Genomic DNA, 26,422 nt, shown 5'->3' on the forward strand with positions numbered 1-26,422 from the left:
ATTGGGCCGAGCCGCATGCGACCATTAGCCCGAGCGGAACGCGGATTATGTTCGCGAGTTCGTGGGGGGATAGTCGGCCGGATGGGCAGCATCCGGTGGTGAATGTGTATGTGGTGGAGTTGCCGGGGTATAAGCCGTAACGATCGTACCGCGCACTCCTTACTTTGATGTCAAAGGGGCCTGCCGCTTAACGCGGAGGCCCCTTTTGTTTGGCCGCGCCAAAATACTCGGTCATAGAGCACAACACCGACACCAGATATAATCGCGCCCGTCTCCATGACCTCCCCCAGGCACTACTCGAAAAAAAATGAGTCGCCGCCGCAATGACCTGACCCGCGCGGTCGTTTTGTCATGCAAAGGGGCAGCCGAAGGCGATCTCAACGTTGTCCGTTCGCTCGGCCGCGAAGGCGTGCCGATCACCGTCATCGCCGAGTACGACGGTGCACCGGCCGCGCGTTCGCGCTACTGCGACGAACACATCCTGTTGCCGCGCTTCACACGTAATCCGGAAATCCTACAAAATTTTCTGATCGATTACGCTCGGCAACAAACCGACCGGCCGGTGCTCATACCAACCGCCGATCCCGATTTACTTCTGGTGTCGGCACTACGCACCGAGATCGAACCGTTCTATCACTTGCCGCTGGCGAGCGCGGCGTTGGTCGATGTACTGACCGATAAACGCAAGTTCGCTAGCTTTGCAGTCGAGCACGGCATGCCAGTGCCGGCGACCCACACGCCGCTAGATAAAGACCAGCTGTACCGAGTCCTACCGACGCTGGAGTACCCCGTGGTCGTAAAACCATCGCATCCACAGGCATGGCCGGCAGACGTATTCGAGCATCTGGGCGACAACAAGAAAGCGCTGATCCTGCCGAACGATAGCGCGCTTCACCAAGCCTGCGCCGAATTATTTGAGCGCAACCTACCCTTCTTGATTCAGGAATACATTCCCGGCGGCGACGAGGAACACTACGAGCTACATGTTTATCTCGATGCCAGCTCGACACCACGCGCCTGGTTTTGCGGACAAAAAGTCCGTATCTGGCCACCGCATGCCGGTAGCGGCTGCTACGTCGAAAGTCGCTACATCGAATTGATGGTCGATGCCGGTCTGCAGCTGCTACGTGAGATCGGTTTTACCGGCCTCGCCAATCTCGACTTCAAGCGCCATCCGATTTCCGGAGAATTCAAGCTGCTCGAGATCAACCCGCGTGTCAGCCAGTGGAACATTCTCGGCAGCGCCTGTGGCGTCAACCTGCCCTATCTCGCTTATTGCCATGCTACCGGCCACAAACTGCCGTCGTTTGCTCGACAACGGGAAGGCACCCGCTATGTCAATTTAAAAAACGACTTGAAAGCATTCCGCTGTTATCGGCGTACCGGTGAATGGACACTCGCGCGCTATCTGCGGTCGCTGCTGCACATCAGCAACGTGCATCAATATTTCGCCGTCGATGACTTGCGGCCATTCGTGCATGAGCTGCGCGGTTCGATCACCGGCCTAGCTCGGCGCCTATGGTCACGGTTACGCTGACAGTCAGCATGCGCTACTTGCAAAAGGCAGCCGAGTTACACCGACGCTACGGTCTGACGGGTTTAGGGCGGCGCCTGCTCGAACGTGCGTTCGCCAGTGTGCGAACACGGCTTTATCAGCTGCGACCGGAAGTGATTTTAAAGACGCAAATCGCCAAGCTGCCGACGCTGAAGACGCCTGCTCGTTTGACGATCAGCGCGCTGCAGGCGCGCGACCTCGCCGCGTTACGGCTATTCATTCGCGATCATAATTCCGATGCGTCCAACGGATTGCGCCGGTTGCGATACAGCCTGGACCACCGCTACAGCGGACTGATCGGCCGGCTCGATGGCCGCATCGTCGGTTACGGCTGGTGGACCGACAACACCGCGCCGCATCCACAAGCGCAGCTACACGCGTTGGCGCTCGGTGAGCGCGATGTGTTCGCATTCGATCTGTTTATCGCACCGTCACTACGCGGCCGCCACACCGGGTTGGAATTTCTGGCGATGTCGCAAAAACATTTGCTGGATCTGGGCTACGCCTACGCTTACGTCAACATCGTCGCCGCCAATCGGCGTTCGATATGGGTGCACCATCAAGCCGGCTGGAAGGACTACGATCGCCGCAAAGTACGGATCTGGTGCTCGGCGATTATGCAATGCCAGGATCGCTTTCGACGTTACGATCCGCGCTGGTTCTGAAGCAATTATCTGTGGTGCTGAATGCGCTGCTTGACCGCGCGCACATGTTTGACCACCGAACCGATCCCGCGCCCGAGCGAAGTCGTCGCGAAAACTCCGGAAACCAAACAACGGCGTTCCACCCAAAGACCGTCGATAAACGAGCCCTCTTCGGCGCCGCTGTCTACGTAGTTCAATTCGCCGAACAACGTCGGCGCTTGTCGAATAAATTCGATCTCGTTCAGCAATCCGGGCGCGGCGCGCCCGTAGCTCGGATCCCAACCGAGCTTGAAAGCGAAGCCGGTGTCGCCGGAGATGAGATTGCTGCTCGATGCGATCACCTGGTCATTCGACATAAGCTCGGTGAAAAATGCGTGTCCAACGGCAGCGAAGCTCTGCATCATCTCGGTAAAAAACGCCTCGTGTCCGTGGCGCGCCTTCAACGACGACCCACGTTCACCCTTCCACCCTAAATGCTCCAGCTGCAACATCCGATCGATGGTGGCATCGTCGATGTCACGACCTATCCGGGCACGCCAGCCGACACTACCGCTTTCTTCCAGGCGGCGGCGCAGGCGGCGAAACTCGCTGCGGCGATGCGGCGGAAATTGCGTGTCGAGATAACCGTCGCCGGCTTTGGCCGGCGAGAGTATCGCCCGCTGTGTACGTTCGTACTCGCTCCAGACCGCGCTGCGTTCAGCGGCAACCCGCTGCATCAACCGATCGATCTCACCGTCGCCGGACCGATTCATGAACTCGACGCCGTGCCAACCGTGCTCGGATGCACAAAAAAAATTGAAGAAACTCCGTACCGCCTCGACTGCTAATTCCGCATCGACCAGCAAACCGGTAAGAAACGTATGCGGACAACGGTAAGCGACTAGACGACGCAGCGGGAATCGACGCAACGGCCCCTGCTCCTCGAACACACCGACGCCGATCAAACGATCGATGGCGGCGATTTGTGCAAACACTAGAACGATAAAAGGCGCGGACGAACTGCTGAGGTGACGCAACGCGGGTAAGACAAAACGATGCGACAGGTAGGCATTCTTCTCCAACGCATGTTGCTCGAGCTGATCCCACTGGGCGATGGTTTGCGCGTCGATATCGTCACAATGGACGCGACTGACACGGATCGATAGCGCCGGCGACGAGATCACAACTTGTTGCTTGCCCAGTACCATGCCCATCCTATGAATTCGTGCACCGCATCCGTACTTTTTGTTAACGCACTAATTTGCGGAATAAGCGCCTCGGGTGGCCGTGGTCGTATCCATTTGCGATCGACCGGGTACGGACAAACCTGCAGCCCTTGTGCCGCGAATACCGCGGTAGCCCGCTTCATGTGCAACGCCGACGTGACCAAATGGACTCGGTCGATCTGGCGCTCACGCAGCAGACGCGCCACTTCGACGGCGCTGTCGTACGTAGTCAGCGATTCCCGTTCGACCAACAGGCGTTGCGCCGGAAAGCCAAGAACCGTCGCCAATGCTCGCATCAGATCGGCCTCGCGAACATCGCCGGGCGATCCGCCGGAAACGATCAGGAGACTATTGGGAAGACGGCTGGCCAGCGCCACCGCTTCGCTGACCCGGCGAAAACTGGTTTCTTGCAGTCGCCAAAATTCTTGCGATGTCAGCGACGTTCCGCTTTTACCACCCGCCAAGACGACAATTACCGGCGGTTTAACGGTGCTCGCACAGCGCGCGTCGGCCGGTACGTCGTCTTCGAGCGCAGCCACCATGATGTTGGCGCCAAGCGGCGTCGCCAACCAAAAGTAGATGGCCACAACGACCATGGCAACCCCACGCAGCGCGACGTTCGCGCTCCGGCAGAACGTGAGCGTCAACCAGAGCAGCAATCCCAGCCCGATCCATACCAACGGTTCAGTCAGCAGACCCAGCCAGGACGTCACGGTCATCCCCCTGGCGCCGTCGTCGCCGCTTTCGGCCGCGGTTTCGGACCAAGCTCGATGAGAAAATCGGCAATCGGACCCTTCTCCCAGTTACTGGCAAAAATGATACACGTGCCGTCGCGGTTGGTGACCGCGTGTTGCTCGGCGAAGTAACCGCCGTTCTCGCGGCTGCTGTGGTGATGCGCCACCCGGCGCACTTCGTGCGCGCCTTCGAGCGAAACCCAGAAAATTTCAAAATCGTGATTCGGATATTTACGATCGGGCCCTTGCGTCGAAATCAACGCCCAGCCCGGCAGATCCAGATTGCGGCAGGAAACGTGCGGCGTCGTAACCCAACCGAGCCGGACCAGCGGAACCATGGCGCCGGTCGCGAGGTCGACCATGTTAACGTTGCGATAACCATCGAGCTCTAGATCGGCACCGTCGAACACCATCACCTCCGAGCCGTTAGCACGCATGCACAAGTCGGCATGGCCGAACGAACCTTCCGGCAAATCGCGCAGGTGATTCATCTGGTTGTCGTAAATGCGCGAGCGATGCCCGCCCATCATGACGACGTACTTACCGCTGGGCGACATACTGATCCAGTCACCGGCCATTTCTTCCGTCACCGGAATACGCTTGCTGACCTTGTCGTTGACGACATCGTAGACGAACGCGTCCTTGCGGCCGCCGCGCATGCCGAACATCGCATAGTAGCGCCCGTCGCGATCCATATTGCCTTCTAAGCGAGCACGCACCGACTCGTACTCGGTAAAGTCGCGCAGTATCTTAATATTGTCGTTGCGGATATCGTACAGCGCCATCGCCCGCACGTTCGGCGAGTTGCCGACAAAGCGTAGGTGATAAAACAAGTTCGGATCGCGCGGGTGCCACAGAATTTCCGGATCGGAGCTGTTGACCTGCAGCGCCTTAATCGGCTTCCACGTACTGGTGTCGTACAGCCACGATGAGCCGTCGCTGCCGAACAGGATCGCACGCGTGCCGTCGGCGTTGAACGGATCGGCCTTGGAATAGTAGTGCCGCACCCGATCGCCGCGCCCGACCTGCGACGGATCGGTGATGCGCGTGATTTTCGTGCCGAACACCGGATCGGTATACGACTGATACAACGCCGGTCGCGGAACTTGCACCGGCGGCCGCACGTCGTGACCGGTCAGTAAGCCGTCGAACGGCGACGCCGCGTCGACACTGACGCCCCATAACGATAGCGCGCCGACGGCCGCTACTTTTGTCCAACCGCGCAAACTCAAGACGCTCTCCTTACTTCTGCTGATAACTGCTGCAGACCGGCAAACCGCAAGTAAACCTGCTCGTCACCGTTGACCCACTGCCGACGCGAGAACAACCGCTCGACGCGTTCGCGCGCCGCCTTGCCCTGTTGTACGTGCGTCTGCTCCGCCAACATTCGCTTCATCCGGTCAGCCAACTGCTCGACGTTACGCGACTCGAACAAATAACCGGTAACGCCTTCATCGACCACTTCCGGACAGCCGCCGATACGCGGCGCGATCACCGGTCGCCCGGCCGCCATCGCTTCGCGCGCCGCCAACGGAAACGACTCGCGCGTCGATGCCAGCACAAATGCATCGAGCATCGCCAGATAGTCAGGGATATTGCGTTGCATACCGGTGAATATCACCTTGCCATCGAGCCCGGCGGCATGCGCTTGCGCTTTCACCGGCTCGAGCAACGGTCCATCGCCGATCACGAGTAGACGCGTCTCCGGTCGCTCTTGTTGCACGCGGGCGAACGCCTCGATCAAATAGTTGTGGCCCTTTTCCTCGGACAGGCGAGCGACGATGCCGAATACCTTGTGTTTATTCGGATCGAGTCCGTAGCGTTGCATCAACTCGAGATTGCGCTCGCGTGGCACGAACCGATCGGTATCGATACCGCTGTGAATGACGACCGACTTGTGCTCGCCGAGACCACTGGCCAAGCAACGGTCGCGCTCGTAGTGCGACTCGAAGATGACGAAATCGCTGCAGTGATTGAGCAAGCGCCCGGCATAACGGAAATGCATCGGGTTATGAATGTTGTGGATGGTGGTGACGATCGGCAGGCGCTTGCCAGTGCCGGCGACACGATAACCAAACGGCAACAACCGCAACGCCACGTAAGCGACCAATGTCGAGCGTACCGATTGCGGCGCCAATACTTCGATCCGCTCGCGCCGCACGACATCGCGCAACGCCCGCGCCGCCCGCCAAAAACCGGCGAGGCCGCGATAGTGGAAATCGATATTGACGTGATGCGCGCCTTTACCGATCACTTCTTGCAATAAAACGCCCTCGGTCGTCGCGACATACACTTTGTGTCCGCGGCGCGACAAGTCTTCGGTCAGCGTCAAAATATCGGACTGCACGCCGCCCACCCCGAACGGCTCGGTCATGAGATAAAGCAACTTCATCCTGCATCCCCTTGTTGGTGTGCTTGTTGGGCAAATGCGCGTTGCCGGCGCGCATGCAACATGGCGTGAATCAAATCGTAAGCGCCGTCGAGCTTGGCGCCCAACTCGGCAACGCCGTCGCGGTCGGTCATCTCGGTGCGGTTGAGCGCGAACAGCGGCGTACCGACACGGTTACCGCCCGGCGCCACCGATACGGCGGCGCGATAACCGGCTTCGTACACGAAGGCCAACTCGCGCCGGCCGAAGTCACCCGATGGATAACAGAAAAAATCGACCTGGGCGCCGATCGCCTGCTCAATGAGTTCTTTGCTCTCGGCGATTTCGCGCCGCGCCTGATCCGGCGGCAGCCGCGTCAGGAACGGATGTGAAATCGTATGCGAGCCGATGGTGATGCCGGCAGCTTGCAGTGCGCGCACGCCGTCCCAATCCAAATGCAGGCCGGGCGCCGTGCCGTAACGCGGATGCGAGCGGCGCTGCGCAGAAAAATCGGTAGTGACAAACACTGTCGCCGGAATATTGTGTCGCTTAAGAATCGGCAACGCTTGTGTCAGATTGTCTTGATAGCCGTCATCGAACGTCACGACGACACCGGGAAGGGTCGAACCATCAGTAAGCTCGTCGATCGCTCGCGCTAACGAAATCACACGATGGTTGGCGGCGATGTACGCCATCTGCTCGTCGAACCGTTCCGGCTGTACCGTCAACTGATCGAAACCGTCGACCCGATCGACCCGGTGATACATCAATACGCGGATCGACGGTCGCAGACGCGCATAACCCTTGGCGAACGGCCGCAGCACCGCCGGTACGATATTGCGCAAGGCGCTATGCAAACTCATCGCGCCTCCCGTGGCTTGGCCGCGCTCGTTGCCGATTGCCGCGGCGTTAGTCCCAATGCGTCGCGATAAAGCGATTCGTACGCCGCCGCCGTTACCGTGACGCTGTAACGCTGCCGAATCGTCTCACGGGCGGCGGCGCCAAGTCGGGCGCGCAGCGGCGCATCGTTGAGCGCGCGTTGTAGGGTCTCGGTTAAACCGGCAACATCCGCCGGCGCGATCAATAAGCCATCTTTGTTGTCGGTAATCACATCCGGGATGCCACCGACTTTAGTCGCGATCACGGTGCAACCCATGGCCATACCTTCGAGCAGAATCATCGGCAGTCCTTCCCAGCGCGACGGCAATAACAACACGTCGGTCGCTGCCAGCAACCGCGGAATATCGCGGCGTTGCCCGGTAAAGATAACTTGCTGATCCAGGCCCTGGCGTTTTACCTCGGCCGCCAGCTCCGCCTGCAACTCGCCTTCGCCGACAAACAGACAACGGTAAGCGATATTGCGCTGACGCAGCTGCGCCAGCGCGGCGATGAGATCGGGATGGCCCTTCGCCGGATGGAACCGCCCAACCAAGGCAATCAACGGGCATCCGCGGTCGACGCCGAATTCGGCACGCACGCCTTCGGCCGAGGCACCGGCGAAACGCTCGAGCGCGATGCCGTTACGCACGACTTGCACCCGCGCCGTCGGCAAACGATCCTGCCGTACTAACACCTCACCGACCTCTTCCGAGCAAGCGATAACGCGCGTCGTTATCCGCGCCAACACGCGGTCGACCCAGCGATACAGTTTCGATTTCCACTGATTAGTGCTGTGAACCGTGGTAAACACCGGCCGCACCCCGGCAACCCGCGCCGCCAACCGGCCCCAAGTGTCGGCGGTGAACAAATGCGTATGCACGACCGAAATCCGATTCGCCCGCAGCCAGCGCGCCAGCCGCCAGACCAAGGAGATATCGAATTTGCCGCGATAACCGAGGATCGTCAGCGGAATGCCCAGCGCCCGTATTTCCGGCTCGAGATCGCCGCCGCGCATTAGGCAGACGACGTGATAGTCGAACACCGGCGACCGATGGCGTAATACGTCCACCAACAAACGCTCGGCGCCGTGCGCCGGCAACTCGTCGATGATATGGGCGACGCGCGGTCGTTGTTCAGGAGGTCGAGACATTATTCGCTTCCATTGTTTGCTCGTGCTCGACCCATAGATGCGCCAGCACCGCCAGCATGATCCAAAAATAACCGTCGACTTCAATGCTGACCATGCGCGAACCGAACATATTAATCGCCAGCACCGCCACCACCATCGCCGCAGCGCCCATGCCGATAATACGCATGAACGGCTCGGTACCCTTTCGGTATAGCCGCCCGCCGAGGCGATACATCTTTATCAACAGCAACAAGAAAATCACCAGCGCCGGGATGCCCATCTGCGAGCAGATATATAAGTACATGTTGTGGTTGTCGGCTTCACGCACGTAATACTCGGTATATTGGTCCTTGAACGCCGGAAATGCCTTGAAGCCTTTCCCGAGGATCGGACTTTCGAGCGTCATTTCGATCGCCGCTTTCCACAACACCAAGCGATGCTCCGAGCTCGCGTCCATCTCGCCGTGGGCGCCGCTCGAGTCCTTGGTCTGCGCCATGCGATCGACAATCGACGCCGGGATGAGCTGCGGCATCGCCGCCAAAACCCCAACCGCGACCAACGCCCAGAACAGCAGGAACAGCTTACCGCGCAGATAGCCGGCGGCGAGCCCGGCAAGCGCCATACCAATATATGCGCCACGCGAGAACGTCATGATTAACAACTTCGCCATCGTCGCCAGATATAAAAACAACGGCCAAGCGCGGATACGCCGGAAGTAAACCACGAACAGCGCCAAAAACGGCCCGGCGTTATACACCAAAAAGGCGCCGAAATCGTTCGGTTGCATTTGTGGGCCCAACAAGCGCGACTTCTCGATACTGGCGAGCCCTTCCTTCTCAATCGCTTCTTGGATACCGAACAAGATGACGACCAGCGTACCCAACATCATGTACACAACGACACGACGCGCCATGCGGCCGTCGCGAATCAGATTGAGAAAAGCGTAAAAAACGATGAACTGGTCGATCCATGCCTTGAAATCGCCAAAGTGGTCACTCGCTCTACTGAAGCCCAGGGTCAGAAGGGAGGTGACGACCGAAATTGACGAGATTACCGCCCATAAACCAACCAACTTGGTATTCGGCATCGACGTGAACAACGAGCGATCTTCGCGGATTGCCCGTATCAACCAACAGAACAGCAGCAGTAACAACAGCAGATTCGTGCCGTTAATGCCGGGAACGATAGGCACGACGTAAATGCGATTGAGCGGAATATAGATGGCGAACACTGCCAATAGCCATTCGGGATCTTGCAGACAACGCTTGAACAACGCCAAGCCGAAGACGCCGGCAAACCCGTACAGCACGAACGACGGCAACTTGAGGTGAAACAACATGATCGCAACCGCGAAGCAAGCCGGCGCCGCCAAGAACCACAGCGTCGAGCGCAACGCCGGCCCGCCCCATTTAACGGGTTCCGTTACTTCGGACTTAGGAGTCTCCGGTTCACTTTCCTGAACACCGTAAGGCTCAAGACGAAAGTCGCTCATACAACCCCTGGTAGAACCGGTTGCCGATCAGACGGCGGACGATGCGCTTTACACCGGCAATAGCCGAGGCGCGCAACAGTGTACGAGTATCGGCGCCAGCAAAACGTTGGAACGCCGCCAAGTCGGTCGTTTGCCGAATCGCGATCCGCCGAATCGGCGCACCGGAGGCAAACATCGCCGCCGAGTTGGCGCCGACTTCCGACGTGAAGAACAGCCGGTAACCGGCAGCGCCGCCGAGCACAATATCGCGCGCCGTGAAACGGCCCCCGGGAAACGAGATCGCACTGACCGGTACGCGCGTACCGCGTTCGATCGCCGTCTTAGCGGCAACGAGCTCGCTGCTCGATTCAGTATTTGATAGATCGTCGAAAAATCGGTGCGTCTGGCCGTGCGCCTCGATCGCCATGCCCTGCTGTGCCATTTCGGCTAATTGCGCCCATGAACAAAAGTCGCGCCGTTGGCCCATGAAATCGCTGGTGACGAAAAAAATCGCGCTCATACCGCGCTCGCATAGCAGCGGCAACGCATGGCGGTAGTTGCTGACATGGCCGTCGTCGAACGTGAGTAACACCGCATGCTCCGGTAACACGCCCGTCAGCGCTTGCGCCAATGACACGACGGCGACACCGGTGCGACGCAAAAGATCCATCTGCGCGGCGAACTGCTCGACCGCAACCGCGTACGGACGATCAGCCGGATCGATACGCTGATATTCCTCGTCGCCGTCATAGAGCGCGTGGTACATGAGCACGATGATGCGCTTCATGTCTTCTCCCACACATTAGTGCGGCTCAGTAGAAAATTGCGTAGCGCTAACACAGCCGCCCAGTTCAGCTCGAGAAATACCAGAACGAAACTAATCAATCGATGACTGCGTAACCGCTGACTGACCAACCCCAATGCCGGCAACAAATAAAACGCGATCTGTCCGACCGCCAGCATGCGATAGAACAGTCCATCGGCGAGCAACGACGCGACTAACATCAATGCCAGTGCATACGGCACGAACAACCGAAACAATTTGTGCGACAGCAGTTGGATGAACACCGGATTGCGCCACGGCACGAACACCCACGGCAGGCGCGTAAACGCCTGGAAATTTCCGGTAAGCGTGCGGATTTTGCGACGGCGCTCACCAGCTGATTCTTTCTGTAATTCGTCGTAGATGACAGCGCGTTCTTCGAGCACGACCCGGCGTCCGCGGCGAACGACACCAAGTGGAATAACGACGTCATCGAGCAAAGTGTCGTCCGGCAGCACCGTGTAGTCCTCGCGCCAGATGGCATACAACGCACCGGTCGCACCGACGGTCGAGCCGATGCGGCTCTCGGACTTGCGAATCCATTTTTCGTAGCGCCAATAGAGACCGATATTGGCGGCGGTATGCGACTGCGGATCGATATGCACCAGTTCGCCGCTGACACCGCCGACGTCGCGCTCGTTGACCAGACGCGTCACCAAGATACGCACGGCGTCGACCGACAATTCCTGGCGGACATCGGTGAAGACGAGAATCTCGGCATCGCCGGCGGCTTCAACAGCGCGGTTGAGCGCATGCGGTTTACCACGGCGTGCGTTATAGGCGATTAAATCGACGCCGCCCTCGTGGGTGATGCGTACCGGCGTCTCATCGGTCGAGCCATCGGAAACAAAAATAATACGGCGCTGCTCGGGCGGATAGTCGAGCGCCTTCAGATTGCGAATCTTGCGGGCGACGCGGTCCTGCTCGTTGTAGCCGGCGACGATGACACAAACCTTGGGCCACGTGCGTACGGTCGATGGATCCGGTCGGCGCTCGGGCACGAATCGCGATATCAGCCAAACCAGCAGCGGATAACCGAGATAGGTGTATGCCACAAAGGCGAACGCCGACCAGAAGAGCAGTTGCATCATCAGCCCCTACCCGACACCAGCCAGGCGAAGTCGCCCAGATTGGCGGCACCGGTCGGCATGCGACGCAGCTCCATGGGATTGGCGCCGCGACCATTCACGCCTTCGACCGTCGTGAAGGCGAGATCGAAGCCGTACTTGCGTAACACGACTTTCGACTCGTCGTTGAAGTCGGCGGCGCGGCCATTGGGATAAGCAAAATAACGCGGCGCGACGCCGGTCTCGGCCAACATGCGATCGCGGCAAATACGAATTTCGCTGTCGAGCTCGGCGCTACCGAGTTGCGACATGATCGGGTGTGTATGGGTATGTCCGCCGTAATACGTCAATCCCATGGTCGCGCGTATTTCGTCCCAGCTCAGCATTTGTCGCTCGAGCTCGTGCTGGCGACCAGCGACACCGAGCTCGCTGAATATTTGATTGAGCCAACGTTGACGTTCAGCGTCGGCCACGTCTTTCAAATAACGCTTCGACTGACGTAGATAAGCATTGCGCTCACCGGTTTGGCGCAGATCGAAGCGCGCACTTCGATCCCACGGCAGCGCCGCCACCGACGCCATCTTGGTGGTGGCAACCGCCCACGGCAATTCATCGGTCCAGATCATGCCGCCGTTATCCATGAACGACGTCGCTATGAATACCAATGCCGGCATTTGTAATTCCTGCAACACCGGATAAGCACGATCGTGATAATCGCGATAACCGTCATCGAAAGTAATCAACACCGGCGGCCGCGTACGCGATCCGTTGCCGGCGTATTCGAGCACCTGATCTGGGTTGATGACCGTACAGTTGCGTTTGATCCACTGCATCTGCGCACGAAATCGCCCGAGCTCCGTACCGGGAAACAATTCGCCCGGCTGGGTGACGCGGTGGTACATCAACACGGAGACGCCACGCGCGCGCAAAGGCGCCGATAGTGCCCATCCGGCCGACGTCGACAACGTTCGCTTAACGAGCTGTTTGATCATGCGTTGTACTTTCTCCGGCGGTAGGCTTGTACTAGGCGTCGTGGTAGCAACAACTTGATAATCACTTTGAGCGTCGTTACGTCGACGACCGCATAGCCGAGGCTACGCAGCAAATTGCCAAACGCCGCCGCCTTTTTGGTATCTGTCTGCGCATCCGCCGCGCTTAGATAACAACTACCGATACGCCGACGAAACTCACCGCGCTTGCGTGCGTAAAGTTCCGGGTCGGCACTCCGGACATTGGCCAATACCTGGACCAAATCGAGCTTCACGACGACTTGATTGCGATCGCCCGACATCTGCGATTCCGACAGTCGATAACGGATCAATGGTCGATCGATGTAGCCGACCTGGCCGATGCGGCTGACACGTATCAGCCAATCATAATCGCACATGTTCTTTAAGTGCCCGTCGAACGCACCGACGGTATCGACCAACGAACGTCGAAACAGCACCGTCGGCGGATGAATGAAGTTGCCTTCGACGACCCGTTCGTAAACATTACCAGCGTAAGCCGGCACAGCCGTCGTCAGCGCTGACGCTTCCGGCTTGATATCGGCACGTCGCGCGAACAACGAGGCGACGCCACCATCGCGCCGGCCGACGCTGTTGTAGTACTCGCCGATGAACGACGTGGCGATATCGCCCGACTTGTCGAACGCCGAAAAGTCCGAGCTGCACAACACCAGCTCCGGATGCGCCTCGAGAAACGCCACTTGCAGCGCGATACGCCCGGGCAGGCAAATGTCATCGGCATCAAGCAGCGCAATATAGTCACCACAGGCGTGTTTCAGGCCAAGGTTACGCGCCGACGCTAAGCCGCCGTTCGGCTGGCGAATCGATCGCACTTTGTCGCCGTAGCGGCGCAACACTTCACTGGTGTTATCGAGCGAACCGTCATCGACCACTACCGTTTCGATATTCGGATAGGTTTGCGCCAAGACACTATCCAGCGACTCGGCCAACGTCGATGCGCCGTTGTACGCCGGGATAACAACGCTCACGAGCGGCAACGCACTGGACCGTTTTGTCGGCCCCGCGTTGTTTTTGCCTGCTTCGTTTTGCGCCATTACCAGCCCACCTGTTGTTTCCAACATACCCATAAAAATAGCTCCTCCCGTATTTTTTTTGCTAGATTTCCTTAAGCCGATCTATTACGAATCCTCGCCCATACGGCCTGCAACGCGTCCCGGGCGTTGCTGTCGGCGGCCAGCACCAATCCGACATACACGACGGCACCGACAGCGACGCGCGCGAACAAATTCTCCAACCCGCTGCCCAACTCGACGTGAATCACGGCGAAATACATGATCGCTGCCAATGGCGCGAACTTGAGTACCGCCGCCCACGGGAAAGGAAACCGCAACCACCGGCGACCGAACACCAATACCGAACTGATCAAAACGGCATAACTGACCAAGGTCGCTACCGCCGAGCCACGGATGCCCCAGACCGGCACCAATGCAAAATTGAGCACCAGGTTGAACACCGCACAGGCGGCGATGACCATGAGGATGGTTTTGGTGCGCTTGTGGATGTACAGGCCGGCACCGGCGATAACGATAGCGCCGTCGAACACCATACCGGCGACCACGTACGGAATGATAACGGCGCCATCGACATACTTTTCCGACGCCAGGAACGACAACAGATCCGCACCGATGGCGATTAGACCGGCAACGATCGGCAACGCCAACATCACGTAGTAATGAACAAATTTTTGTAGAAACTCGACCGTCGCCGTCTCGCCCTTCTCTTCCCACAGGCGCACATAAATTGGAACGATCGCTTGCGAGAACGACATGATGAAGCACAATTGAATGTACTCGCACATGTTGTACGCCGCCGAGTAAATACCGAGCTTCTCGGCGCCGAGCACGGCGATGATGACATAACGGTCACCCTGCTGCAGGATGATGCCGGCGAACTCGTAGCCGATCATCGGAATACCGAATACCAACATCGCTCGGAACAATTCGGGCGAAAAGTTTTTCGGCCGGAACTCTACACCCCGTACCAGCCATGCGCCCAAGCAAATGGCCGCGACCAGCTCGCCGACAATGGTCGCGCCGTAGAATCCCCAGAGATTTTTGGAGACAAAAAATAATGCGAGCAACACCAAGCCCAGACCGACATAACGCTTAACGACTTGGTAGAAGGCAAAGATCGCGCTGCGTTGTTGCGCACGAAGTTGATTGACCAGACCGCTGTCCACCACCCGTATAATGATCAAGCTGGACGTCAACAGCAGCAACGCCGGCAGTCGGCTGTCGTAAAACCAGTGCGGCAGCAACTGCGTGATGGTGGCCCACACGACCGTGACGGCCAGCCCCATCGCCGCCATACCGAAAATCACCGTCGAATAATATTCGCCCAAACCGACGTCACGCTTGCCGGCTCGAACCTCGGCATAAAACCGCACGGTCGCATGTTGCACGCCGAGCTTGCCGATGCAGACCAACGTCGCCAGCGTGGTGCCGATATACCCCATCAGACCGTACTCTTCGGTCGTGAGCGTGCGCGTCAAAATCGGGAACGAAACGAGCCCGGCGATGGTAGCGATCAAGCTACCGATCGTGTAGTTCGAGCTGTGCTTGAACAGTTTACGGAGCATTTACGCCTCCACCGACGACGCGGCACGGGGCGTCTCCGACGCTTTACCTTTGGGCCCAAAGATACGTTTGATCTCCGCCTTGAGTCCCGGCAGATAGGAATAGCGCAAACGATGTGCGATCGCGCGCGGATTGCGACGGAAAGCGACGATCTGATGGGTCTCGCGGGTCGCTTTCGCCCATTGCCGCTTGTAGTCGTACTCGCCGCGCAACATGTCGAAGGTGTGATTGCCTTCTTGAATAGCATGCTCGATGGCATAGCCCATCAAACACAGACCGGGACGCGCGCGCTCGTGGCTCGGGTCGAAGCCGCCCTGGAAGTAATACACGGTGTCGCGGAAGCGATAGCAGTAATACATGGCGATCACCGCACCGCCGGTCTCCATGCAATAAAGCCGCAGCTGATTTTTATCCTGTAACGCCTGCATTAGCTCACGATGAAAACTGACATAAGCCGGCGACGAGAACGCGTGCGCCTCGCCCTTTTGTTGCCAGCGCAGATGATGCAGCTCGATCAGTCGATCGACCGCTTTATCGACCGACTGCTCTTGCCAGACGAAAAAGCGCGCGTCCGGCAGACTTTCGAACTTACGGCGAGTATTGCGCACGGTGTAACGCCGATCGCGGCTCTGCGCAGCGAGGTAATCGTCCCAGGTGGCAGGTAAGTCGATATACGAAATACGCGCCGACATGCTGGCACGGCACTCGATTGCCGCCGCCGCCAATGCCGCCGCTAGCGCGCGGCGAAATGCCGAGTCGGCATGCAGGTCGGTGATGCTAGCGACGTCCCAGCCGTTCAGCTCGCGTACGAGATACTGCGCCAATATCGACGCCACTCGATCTTCATCGCCGCGCCGGATCAAGGCGTCGAGATAATCCGGCGAGGTATCGCCGCCGGTACCGACGAAGCGCAACACGCGCACGCTGACGCCGGGAAACGGTTTAACGGTCTCTATATATAACGGCAAAATACCGAGGAGCTGGCCCGCCTCCTCCACCTGCAAAATACGCAACGCCTGGTCGTTGCCGTAGTGGCGCCACCAGTGCCACTGCCACGACCAGGTGGTAAAAATGCTCGCGTGCTCGGCCGTATCGACGAGCGCATCCCAGCGATCGCGCAAGCCTTCGAATGCCGGCACGGAATCTACTACCGTTAAATTCATTAAATGTTTGTCCTGTTATACCGCTGCCGCAAATTCCGGATAGACGTCGGCGCTGCCCATGAACGTCATGCCTTGCTGCCGGCACCACTGTAGAACTTCTGATAAGTCGTCCAGATATCGCCGTACGTCGCTGTCGCTCTGCGGATAAGGCGAGGCCTTTGGAATGACCTCCATGGAATGGAACATCATATTGAGCACCACCACCCGGCGGTCCCGAAAGCGCGCAAGATGATAGCCGATCACGTCCTTCATCACCGCTACACTGGAGAACCAAGGACGCAACCAATACGGATCGTGGAACCAGCGATCTTTGACCGTTACCGGAATCTCGAGCACGCCGCTGCGCGCGCCGTTGTCGGCCTGCACCAACGATTCGCGCGCCGGAAAATACGGTTGCTCCGGCGCCTGGCGGTAGTCGACGTTGCCGTCAGGATGCCGCCAGCGAATATGCGGCGTGACGCTGGTGTCGACGCGATAACCCAGACGCCCGAGCGCGCTAATCGTCGCTGCGCCGGCGCCGAAGCGACCGGCACGGAACGACAGCGGTTGATATCCGAAATTGTGTTGGAACAGCTGCGTCAAGTTCTTGAGCTTGGCGTACTCAATGTCCGGGGCACAGTGGCACTGAAAATCGGGACTATCGACGCCGGCGTAGTCCTGAAATTTCTTTTGCGGCTCGATAAACGCCGAGTGCAGGTGCGTACCAAACTCATACGAACCTTTGAGGTCGCGCAATGTGCGTACGCACTCGGCATTTTCCATCACCTCGACCGTCAGCAGGTAGGTCGGCACCGCGCCGGCAGCGTCGAACACCGGCTGCAACCGCTCGGGCACCCCTTCGACAATAGACCGGAATCCGAGCGGGTTCGAACGCACCCAGGAGGGATCGTGATCACACTCCGTGTCGATCGTCGCCAGCACTAGTACTTTTTCGGTCCGGTCTTCAGTCATTTCACAATGCTCGTTGGTAGGCCTTAATCAATTGCTCGACTACCACGGACGTCTGGAATTTTTCTTCGATAATTTGGCGCGACATCCGCCCTTGCGACCGTGCCCGCGACAAATCGCCAACCAGCGCTGTCAGCGCCTCGGCCAAGGCCTCGGCGTTTCCGGCTGGCACTAGTTGCCCGTTGACGCCGTCCTCGACCACGTCTTCGTTGCCACTGACCCGCGTGGCGACGATCGGCAAACCGGCCGACATCCCTTCCAATACCGAGTTCGGCAATCCTTCCTGGTACGACGGCTGCACGTAAACATCGGCTTTCTGTAACAACGCCGGCACTGCCATGACCCGGCCCGGAAATTCGATGGAATCGGTCAAGCCCATGTCGCCGGCCAAACGTTTTAGATTGTTCAGCTCAGGACCGTCGCCAGCGATGATCAACCGCGCGACATGACGTGCACATACCTGCTTCCAGGCACGGATCAACACGTCGAGACCTTTGACAGCACGCATGCGGCCAACAAATACCACGGTTGGCACATGATCCTGTGTCGGCGACTGCGGATCGCTGAAGCGGTCGACCTCGACGGCGTTCGGAATCATGCGCAGCTTATGTTCGGCATAACCGGCATCGCGTAGCCGCTGGCGCGTGTAAACGCTGATGCATTGAAAGTAGTCGCACCGACCGATCCACTTATTACGTAAACGCGTCAGCCAGTGATTACGCCGTTCAGCATCGAGCACACCACCGTCGAACTCCCACGCCCCCGACACCTTGACGGTCACGGAAGCACGCAGCAACGGCCGCACCAAACCAGCGACCGTCGCCAAATTTTTCATCATATGGATATGAATGGCGTCGTAGCGGCTACGTCGATGCAATAGTATCCAGGCAAAGCGCACCATCAAAATGAATGCACCCAAACCGCGAATGCGCGGATAGGCGATTCGTTCCACCGGAATTCCCTCGACCGTACCACGCAACGGCATCGTCGCGTCGAGCAACGGCGACAACACGCTCACATCATGCCCGCGCGCCTTTAACGTACGCCCGAGCAACGCCACCTGAATCTCAGCGCCGCCCAGACTCGGATAACAACCGTCGACGACCATCAAGACCCGCAAAGGCGTCTGCACGGCGGCGCGCGCTGTTGCTGCCTTCAACCTGTCATTCGTTACTGTGTCCATTGCTTGCATTGTCCTACTCTCAATATATTTATGAAGCGACTCGAGCGCTGATCACATCGCTGACAAAAGTACGCTCGATCCATTGGCCGATATGCCGGAACGCCTCCTGCTGCCAAGCCCGCCAATGAAACTCGTGATTGGCGTCGGCGATTACACCGATCTCGTACTGTTCACTCTTACTATTGCCGTTGAGGTACCGCTGTAAAACAATTTCTTGAAATTCGAGCCAACGATTGTCGTTGCCACTGAATAGCAATAGATGCGGTATCCGATTCCGCTCCAGCGTCCGAAAACTTTCGAGATAGGCCGGGTTCTCGTTTGGAAATAAATCCAGCGTCCGCCGGCCACCGCCGATACGCGTTTTGACGGCGGTTACAACGATTCTGCCGATTCCAGCGATATCGCTTTCGCCGCTGAATAACCGACGCCACGCCGCCGGCGCCAGTAACTTACGTAAATAACTCTTCATATGATGCTGCGCCTGCACCGCCCCCATCGGCTTGGCCGCGTTTGCATCGATCGGCGACAATGTGACCGCGGTGTTCAACGACACCACGCCGTCAATCACGCCACGCGCGCGGGCTGCGGCCAATTGCCCAGTGATAGCACCGCCGCAAATACCGGCGACGATGATGCGTTCGAGCCCAAAGCACCGACGAAATTCGCGACAGGCCAACAGCGTGTCGTCGACGAAACGACCCTGCTCGACACTGCGCCACAACTCGCGCGTCGCGCCCGCCTCAATATGGCCATCGCTCTCGCCCATGCCGATCGGATCGATACGTAAAACCGTATGCCCTGCCGCCGCCAGCGAGCGCGCCAACAGCACGTTGAACCGGCCGGGACCGATGTGATACTTCAAGCCGGCAGGCAACAATACGATGCCCATACCGCTACCGGTTTGCGGGCCGGTAACAATGCCGCGGCGCATCAAGCCATCGGCGCCGGCAACTTCGAATAGCGTTTCGTTCACGCCGCGCTCCCGCCGATAAGCTCGTGGCTAGCAGCAGCAAAAGCTCCTTGCGGATCGTGTTGGCGCGACTCCTGCCAAAACGGCAAACCGGCGCAGTCGATTACGCGCTGTACACCAGTCAATACCGGCGACGTATCCGCTTTCGCCCGCGGCGGCAAGCGCACGACATCAATCTGACAATAACCGCTCAATGCCGACAGCTGCTGCAACAAATCGAATGCCTGCAATTGCGCCGCCATACGGCCGCCGAGTTGATAGCCGGCGATATTGATCTGCTCGTCGCGCGCCAGACGTTCGAGCAACTTCGGTCGGCCTTCGATGACACGCTTGTGGGTCGATAGCTGCGTCGTTAGATTCAACTTCAAGCAGTCCTCCAAGTAGGCGCCACCATTAACGACCGGCTCCCACAACAGCAATCGTGTGCTACCGATACGGGCCGCCGCCATACAGGCGACAGCGGCACCGAGCCGCAAACCGAACAGTGCCGGCGCCGTCACATTCCAGCGTTGTTGTGCAAAAGCAGCGACCGCTTCAACGTCGGCTACCCAATCGCCCAAGCCCAGACTGTCGTACTCGCCGTCGCTGTCACCGTCGCCTTCATAATCGAAGCGCACGGCAAACCCGCCATTCGCAGCAATCGTGCGCGCCAAGCTGACATAAGCCGGATGACTGAAAGTCTTCTCCTCCAAAAATGGATTACAAAACAACCAGGCCGACCCTGCTCCGGGCCGGCCATGCGCGGCATAGAAAAGCTTTTTGCCGCGTCGGTTGTCGAAGAAACCGCGTTGTTCCATTACTTACGCGCCACTGGGTCGATCTTCGGCAATTCCGTCACCGCCTCCACCAACAGCGGTTGTGCATGCATGTAACTGGTGGTGCGGCGCTTCGCCTCGATGTCGGCGTAAACATTCTTCGCACGCTCTTCACCGATCCCGAGGAAACTGCCGAGCTCGGCAGCGGTCACACCGTGGTTCAGCGCCCATACGGCGTAGTCCATCTGCTGATACGGCAGCGCGAAGTAAAACTCGTCTTGGCCCTGCGGCAAGCTATAGGTATCGGTCGTCGGCGTGGTGTTGCAAATCTCCGCCGGCAAGCCGAGATGCCGCGCCAGTGCATACACCTGCGTCTTATAAAGATGTGCGATCGGCTTTACGTCAGCGGCGCCGTCGCCGTTCTTCACGAAAAATCCTTGGTCGTATTCCAGGCGGTTCGGCGTACCGACCACGGCATAGTTGAGCCGATCGGCATGAAAATACTCGATGGTCTTACGAATGCGCTGCTTGTAGTTGGTCGCGGCGACGATCTGCAAATAATCTTCGAGGCCCAAACGCACGTCGTGCATCTCATCGTTCGGCGATTTCGCGATCAGCCGGAAATGATTGATGCGACCTTCCAGACCACCGCTGATGACGATCTTCATTCCCCAACCGGGACCGTACGCCGGCAGCGCGCGCTTAATCGCCTGGTCGCGCCAACGATAGCAACCGATGGCTTCGAGCGTCGGCGCGATGTCTTCGATCGCATAACGAATACCAAGATGTTGGGCTAACCGTTCCGCCTTTTTGGCGCTGTCCGGCGACGAATCGCGCTCCGGCAAGATCAGACCGAAAACTTTGCTGGCGCCCAGGGCGCGTACCGCTACGCCAACGCACGCCGAGCTGTCGATGCCGCTCGATATCGCCACTACCAGTCCGCGTTTACGCAACACTTGACCACACGCCTCGCGCAGTCGCGCACCGATCCGCTCGACTTCGGCAGCCTCATCCAGCTTGAGCACATCTTTCGACAATTGGCCCTTCACCCTGTCCTCCTACGAATTGTTAGCCGCCAAAACGAACTTCTGCACCTTACCGGAGGCGGTCTTCGGTAGTGATGAAACAAATTCAATGAGCTTCGGAATTTTGTACGCCGCCAATCGATCGCGGCAGTGTGCCTTAACGCGCATACCATCGACGGCAGCATCCGGCTTGATGACGAGGTACGCCTTAATCACCTGACCAAGAATGTCGTCGGGTACACCGATGACCGCCACTTCGCCGATCCCGTCGAGCTCGGCAATCACCTCTTCGATTTCTTTCGGGTGAATGCGATGCGCGCCGGTCTTGATCATGTCGCTGCGGCGGCCTTCTATATATAAGTAGCCGTCGACATCGCGGTACCCCATATCGCCGGTCTTGAGCCAACCGTCCTGCAACACCTGACGCGTGGTCTCGGCATCGTTCCAGTAACCGAGCATGATATTTTCGCCACGCGCCCAGATCTCGCCGACTTCGCTCGCCGCCGCTGGGCCGCGCTCGTTACGCACTTCGAGCGTGACGCCGGGGATAGCGACGCCAATTGAACCGATCTTGTCGCGCAACCGTTCCGGCGGCAGATAACTCAAGCGCGCGGTCGCTTCGGTTTGGCCGTACATGACAAACAAACGCACCTGCGGCAAGGCATCGATCAAGCGCTCGATATGCGCCACCGGCATCGCGCCACCGGCCTGCGTGATATAGCGCAGCGTGCGCAAGTCGTAGTCGGCAAACGTCAGCCGATTAAGTAACAACGAAAACGTCGACGGCACGCCGGCGAAACCGGTGGCGCGCTCGGCGACCATGCGCTCGACGACACGATGCGGATAAACGAGATTATCCTCGATGATCACGCAACCGCCGACCGCCAGATGGGTATGCAATACCGAGTTGCCATATGAGTAATAAAACGGCAAAACGTTGACGATGCGATCGCTCGCGTTGAGCGCCAGATAGCCCTGTATCGACTCGACGTTGGCCGCAAGATTGCCGTGGCTCAACATCACGCCTTTCGGACGACCGGTGGTGCCTGACGTATAAATAATCGCCGCCAGTCGATCGGTATTGACCGCGACCGGCGCTTCATTAGCATTGCCACCCTCGAAAATTCCTTGCCATGCATCGATCGCAATTACCTCGGCCCGATCACTGCACCAGCTTCGCACTGCCGCCGCCGACGGATGCGCCGGATCCAGCACGACGATGCTCGCGCCGCAATGCGCCAACCAAAGGGTCAAATCGGCCGCTTTCGCCGCGGTATTGAGCGCAACCACCGCACCGCCGGCCGCCATCACTCCATAATAGGCGACTACATAGGCGCTGGAGTTCTCGAGCAACAATGCCACGCGCGCCTGCGGCGGCAGGCCGCACCGCCGCAAATAGGCGCTGAACGCCTGCACCCGCCGCCAAAGCTCGCGATAGCACAGCCGCTCGGCGCCGTGCACGATCGCATCGCTATCGGGCGTGCGCGTGGCGCTTTGTTCGAGGCGTTGGACCAGAGACAACATCAGTTTGCGAGTTTCGTTGCCGCTACGCTTGTTTGCGCTTGATGAACGCAACCAGATTATTCACCGAGTCCAAATTTTCCGGGCTCATTTCCTCATCTGCCACTTTGACGCCGAATTCATCGTCCAAGAATTGGATAACTTCGAGAATACCGGTCGAATCGATAATGCCGCGCTTCAAGAACGAATCTTCGTTCTTCAATGCCGACGCGTCGTTCGTGAACAGGTAATTCGACAGAATGAATTCGCGGATCTTCGATTCGGGTGCAGCGCTCATTATTTGACAACTCCAGTAGAAACGGTCGCTGCCGACGCAGCGACCTCGTTAAACGAATTTCCGGTAGACACGTCGGCGGCAGTCATTGAACCGCGGATGAACATCGCATCGACCAGCATAGTCGACAGCACACCGACGAACGCCATGTTATCGGCAAAGCCGATAGCGCGACCGTTGCGGCACTTCTCGAACAGCTTAGTGACCGCGGACGGATTGAAGTAGCCGGCGTCGCGCACGCGCACCGGATCGAGCAGCTCGGCGACGTATTCGGCCGGTTGCCCGGCACTAAAAAAACTCTGACTGTCGGGCGAACGGTACGGCTGCTTGGTGCGCCGGCGAATACTATCGGGCAACAAGCCTTGCACCGATTTCTTCAAAATATATTTCTCGGTCAGGCCACGCAGTTTCAAATACGGCGGCAGGCGGTTGGCGAATTCGATCAGACGATGGTCGAGAAACGGGAACCGCCCTTCGATCGAGCTCGCCATTGCCATGCGATCGCCTTGCGACGACAGCAAGTAACCGGACATCAGCGTGTGCGCTTCGACATACTGATCGCGCCCCAACGGAATGAAACCGGCGACTTCGGGCGGCAACCATTGCTGAATCGTCCGGTACGGGTCGAAATCGGCAAGCGCCTGTTGGACCTCCGGGCTCAGGAACTGCCAAGTGCGCTGGGTCGTTGTCCAACGCGGAATATGCGCGAAGAACGGCTGGTCCTTGTGCTCCAATCCTTCGCTGAAGAATTTTTCGGTAAAAGCGCGCCCAGCCGCCGGCGAATTCTTCAGATACGGATAGAGCCGCGCCAAAATAGCCGGCCGCATCTTCGATTGCGGTGCACGCGCCCAGAAACGGCGGATCTTCGCCTCCTTAAAAATATCGTAACCGCCGAAGACTTCGTCCGCGCCTTCGCCGGTAAGCACGACCTTATAACCGGCAGCACGCACGCTATCGGCCAGCAACATCAGCGGCGTCGGCGCGGTGCGCAGAATCGGTGTCTCGGCATGCCAGATCGTGCGAGCAAATGCGGCGCCGATATCGGCGCGCTTGCAACGCAACGATGTGTGCGTCGTACCGAGATGATGCACGAGCTGTTGCTGGTGATTACTTTCGTCGAATTCGTCGTCTTCGAACGTGACCGAGAATGTTCGTAGCGGGGTATCGGTGTAATGCTTGATTAACGTCGTGATGATCGACGAATCGAGGCCACCACTTAGATACGCACCGACCGGCACATCGGCGCGCAACTGCAACCGCACAGCGTCGATCAACAGCGCCTTCAATTCCTCGGCAATATCTTGTTCGTGCCGATGATCGTCCGGCAACACGCTGGGAAATTGCCAATCCCAATATTTACTGAGCTGCATCCGCCCTGCTTCCAGCACCAGACGATGGCCCGGCGCCAGTGCTTGGACGCCTTCGAACACCGTGGTCGGCGGCAGCGCCGACCAGTAAGTGAAGATTTGCCCGAGTCCGGCGAGGTTCAACCGCCGCGGCACCGCCGGCTCGGCGAATAGCGATTTAATCTCCGACGCAAACAGCAAACGGTTGCCGACGACGGTGTAAAACAACGGCCTGATACCGGTACGATCGCGCGTGAGCAGCAAACGTTGGCGGCGTGTATCCCATAGGGCGATGGCGAACTGGCCGTTTAGGGCGTCGACGAATTTGTCGCCGTACTGTTCGTATGCATGAACGATAACTTCGGTGTCGGAGTGGGTGTAGAACCGATGGCCCAAGCGTTCGAGCTCGGCGCGCAGTTCGAGGTAGTTGAAGATCTCGCCGTTGAAAACGACCCAAACGGTTTTGTCTTCGTTGTGGATCGGCTGCGTGCCACCATCGATGTCGATGATGCTGAGACGCGCGTGCGCTAAACCGACGTCGTTATCGTGATAAAAGCCGAAACCGTCCGGTCCGCGATGTTGCACCGCCTCGATCATGCGCATTAGCGAACCGCGGGCAGGCGGCGCCCCCGGGCTCGTGTTCAATATCCCGGCGATACCGCACATGCGGGATCAATCCGATTTAGCGATTTTACGCTTGGCGCGATCGACCGATTCCGGTGGCGGTGTTTTCGCCGGCGCGGGTGCTGGACGCTCGCCAATGAGCTGTCGCAGTAAAGTTTCGATATTGCCCATACGACCGGCCAATGCACTTAGCGCCGGCACCAGCGCATCGAGCCGCGTCATCTGCTCGCCGACATTCACCAACGCCCGAGTATGGTCCTTCATCATTTCCTGATAACCGTTATCGGCGGTCGAGTTTGTCCGCGGCGCAACTACGCGTTTGGCGTAGGGCAGCCAATTCAACTCTTCGATAGCACCGTTCAACACGCCGACGGTCACGCGTTCGTGGCTGTCGGCATAGGCGCAGATCAGGGCGGTGTCGCACAACGTATTAATGAGTCGCGGCAATCCGCCGGTGTACTTATGAATAATCGGAAACGTGTCGGCGGCGAAAAAATGCTTATCGCCCATGCCCGCCACTTTCAGGCGGTGCGTGATGTACGCACGCATCTCGTCTTCCGACAGCGCCTTAATGTGGTAACGCAAGCGTACCCGCTGCAGCAACTGTTCCAATTCCGGCGCGTCGAGCAGATCGTTCAACGGCGGTTGCCCCACCAAAATCACGTGCAACAGACGCTCTTTCTGCGTCTCAAGACCGGACAACATGCGGATCTCTTCCAGCACCTTCGGGCTCAAGTTGTGCGCATCGTCGACCACCAGCACCATCTGCTTTTGCTGGTGGTACTGATCGATTAAGAATGTATTCAACATGTCGATCAGCTCGACTTTCTTGGCATGAAACGGGTTCATGCCGAACTCGACCAACACCGCCTGCAAGAATTCGACTTCGTCGAGCTGCGTTTGAAAAATTTTGGCGACCATCACGTCGTCCTGGGTTTCGGACAACAGTTTTTGGATCAGCGTGGTCTTGCCGGAACCGATTTCGCCGGTGATGACGACGAAACCGTCGCGGTTGCGGATGGTGTAATCCATATACGACTTGGCGCGCGAATGCGCCTCGCTCATGTACATGAACTCGGTATCCGGCGTGAGCCGGAACGGAAAATCGCGCAACTGGAAGTATTCGAGATACAT

General features: G+C 58.4%; 24 protein-coding genes. 2 read left to right on the plus strand and 22 right to left on the minus strand.

All coding sequences use genetic code 11. The annotated features are described in order from the left end of the window. Positions 1 to 307 precede the first annotated feature (307 nt). On the plus strand, positions 308 to 1,537 hold the full coding sequence (locus HY308_14695) for an ATP-grasp domain-containing protein (protein ID MBI3899523.1): 1,230 nt from the start codon (positions 308 to 310) through the stop codon (positions 1,535 to 1,537). After that, positions 1,519 to 2,220, plus strand: a complete 702-nt coding sequence (locus HY308_14700; GenBank protein ID MBI3899524.1) for a hypothetical protein — start codon at positions 1,519 to 1,521, stop codon at positions 2,218 to 2,220. Before HY308_14695 ends, HY308_14700 begins: the two co-directional genes overlap by 19 nt. 5 nt (positions 2,221 to 2,225) lie before the next feature. Here HY308_14700 and HY308_14705 read toward each other — a convergent pair whose 3' ends face one another. Genes HY308_14705 through HY308_14810 form a run of 22 tightly spaced genes read right to left on the minus strand, consistent with a single transcriptional unit; the run spans position 2,226 to position 26,422 of the window. Then, positions 2,226 to 3,392, minus strand: coding sequence for a GNAT family N-acetyltransferase (locus HY308_14705; GenBank protein ID MBI3899525.1), 1,167 nt, complete (start codon positions 3,390 to 3,392; stop codon positions 2,226 to 2,228). Further along, a complete protein-coding gene (locus HY308_14710; GenBank protein ID MBI3899526.1) occupies positions 3,359 to 4,123 on the minus strand; it encodes a YdcF family protein in 765 nt (254 codons plus the stop codon). Before HY308_14710 ends, HY308_14705 begins: the two co-directional genes overlap by 34 nt. After that, on the minus strand, positions 4,120 to 5,370 hold the full coding sequence (locus tag HY308_14715; protein ID MBI3899527.1) for a hypothetical protein: 1,251 nt from the start codon (positions 5,368 to 5,370) through the stop codon (positions 4,120 to 4,122). Before HY308_14715 ends, HY308_14710 begins: the two co-directional genes overlap by 4 nt. After that, positions 5,367 to 6,530 (minus strand): glycosyltransferase, encoded by a 1,164-nt coding sequence (locus HY308_14720; GenBank protein MBI3899528.1) that lies wholly within the window; start codon positions 6,528 to 6,530, stop codon positions 5,367 to 5,369. Before HY308_14720 ends, HY308_14715 begins: the two co-directional genes overlap by 4 nt. Beyond that, a complete protein-coding gene (locus HY308_14725) occupies positions 6,527 to 7,351 on the minus strand; it encodes a polysaccharide deacetylase family protein (protein MBI3899529.1) in 825 nt (274 codons plus the stop codon). Before HY308_14725 ends, HY308_14720 begins: the two co-directional genes overlap by 4 nt. A 14-nt stretch (positions 7,352 to 7,365) precedes the next feature. Continuing rightward, positions 7,366 to 8,496 carry a glycosyltransferase gene (locus HY308_14730; GenBank protein MBI3899530.1) on the minus strand — a complete coding sequence of 377 codons (1,131 nt, stop codon included), beginning with the start codon at positions 8,494 to 8,496 and terminating at the stop codon, positions 7,366 to 7,368. A gap of 22 nt (positions 8,497 to 8,518) precedes the next feature. Further along, positions 8,519 to 10,006: an O-antigen ligase family protein gene (locus HY308_14735; protein ID MBI3899531.1), complete on the minus strand. Its 1,488-nt coding sequence runs from the start codon at positions 10,004 to 10,006 to the stop codon at positions 8,519 to 8,521. Continuing rightward, entirely contained in the window at positions 9,987 to 10,772 is a 786-nt protein-coding gene (locus HY308_14740; GenBank protein ID MBI3899532.1) for a polysaccharide deacetylase family protein, read from the minus strand. The genes HY308_14735 and HY308_14740 overlap by 20 nt, the downstream gene beginning before the upstream one ends. Further along, entirely contained in the window at positions 10,769 to 11,896 is a 1,128-nt protein-coding gene (locus HY308_14745) for a glycosyltransferase family 2 protein (protein ID MBI3899533.1), read from the minus strand. The genes HY308_14740 and HY308_14745 overlap by 4 nt, the downstream gene beginning before the upstream one ends. Positions 11,897 to 11,898: 2 nt before the next feature. Beyond that, on the minus strand, positions 11,899 to 12,867 hold the full coding sequence (locus HY308_14750; protein ID MBI3899534.1) for a polysaccharide deacetylase family protein: 969 nt from the start codon (positions 12,865 to 12,867) through the stop codon (positions 11,899 to 11,901). Then, on the minus strand, positions 12,864 to 13,964 hold the full coding sequence (locus tag HY308_14755; GenBank protein ID MBI3899535.1) for a glycosyltransferase: 1,101 nt from the start codon (positions 13,962 to 13,964) through the stop codon (positions 12,864 to 12,866). The genes HY308_14750 and HY308_14755 overlap by 4 nt, the downstream gene beginning before the upstream one ends. A gap of 44 nt (positions 13,965 to 14,008) precedes the next feature. Next, positions 14,009 to 15,481: an oligosaccharide flippase family protein gene (locus HY308_14760; protein ID MBI3899536.1), complete on the minus strand. Its 1,473-nt coding sequence runs from the start codon at positions 15,479 to 15,481 to the stop codon at positions 14,009 to 14,011. Then, entirely contained in the window at positions 15,482 to 16,642 is a 1,161-nt protein-coding gene (locus HY308_14765; GenBank protein ID MBI3899537.1) for a GNAT family N-acetyltransferase, read from the minus strand. Between the two features lie 15 nt (positions 16,643 to 16,657). Further along, a complete protein-coding gene (locus HY308_14770) occupies positions 16,658 to 17,593 on the minus strand; it encodes a hypothetical protein (GenBank protein ID MBI3899538.1) in 936 nt (311 codons plus the stop codon). 1 nt (position 17,594) lies between these two features. Further along, entirely contained in the window at positions 17,595 to 18,773 is a 1,179-nt protein-coding gene (locus HY308_14775) for a glycosyltransferase family 4 protein (protein MBI3899539.1), read from the minus strand. Positions 18,774 to 18,801: 28 nt separating this feature from the next. Then, entirely contained in the window at positions 18,802 to 19,746 is a 945-nt protein-coding gene (locus HY308_14780; GenBank protein ID MBI3899540.1) for an alpha/beta fold hydrolase, read from the minus strand. Next, on the minus strand, positions 19,743 to 20,540 hold the full coding sequence (locus tag HY308_14785; protein ID MBI3899541.1) for an alpha/beta hydrolase: 798 nt from the start codon (positions 20,538 to 20,540) through the stop codon (positions 19,743 to 19,745). Before HY308_14785 ends, HY308_14780 begins: the two co-directional genes overlap by 4 nt. Then, positions 20,540 to 21,547 carry an NAD(+) synthase gene (nadE, locus tag HY308_14790; protein MBI3899542.1) on the minus strand — a complete coding sequence of 336 codons (1,008 nt, stop codon included), beginning with the start codon at positions 21,545 to 21,547 and terminating at the stop codon, positions 20,540 to 20,542. Before nadE ends, HY308_14785 begins: the two co-directional genes overlap by 1 nt. 9 nt (positions 21,548 to 21,556) lie before the next feature. Further along, positions 21,557 to 23,047 (minus strand): AMP-binding protein, encoded by a 1,491-nt coding sequence (locus HY308_14795; protein MBI3899543.1) that lies wholly within the window; start codon positions 23,045 to 23,047, stop codon positions 21,557 to 21,559. A 22-nt stretch (positions 23,048 to 23,069) separates the two neighbouring features. Continuing rightward, entirely contained in the window at positions 23,070 to 23,321 is a 252-nt protein-coding gene (locus tag HY308_14800) for an acyl carrier protein (protein MBI3899544.1), read from the minus strand. Continuing rightward, positions 23,321 to 25,330: an asparagine synthase (glutamine-hydrolyzing) gene (gene asnB / locus HY308_14805; protein MBI3899545.1), complete on the minus strand. Its 2,010-nt coding sequence runs from the start codon at positions 25,328 to 25,330 to the stop codon at positions 23,321 to 23,323. The genes HY308_14800 and asnB overlap by 1 nt, the downstream gene beginning before the upstream one ends. 6 nt (positions 25,331 to 25,336) lie before the next feature. Next, entirely contained in the window at positions 25,337 to 26,422 is a 1,086-nt protein-coding gene (locus tag HY308_14810; protein ID MBI3899546.1) for an AAA family ATPase, read from the minus strand.

It is taken from the genome of Gammaproteobacteria bacterium (genome assembly GCA_016199745.1).
Classification (GTDB): Bacteria; Pseudomonadota; Gammaproteobacteria; order Acidiferrobacterales; family Sulfurifustaceae; genus JACQFZ01.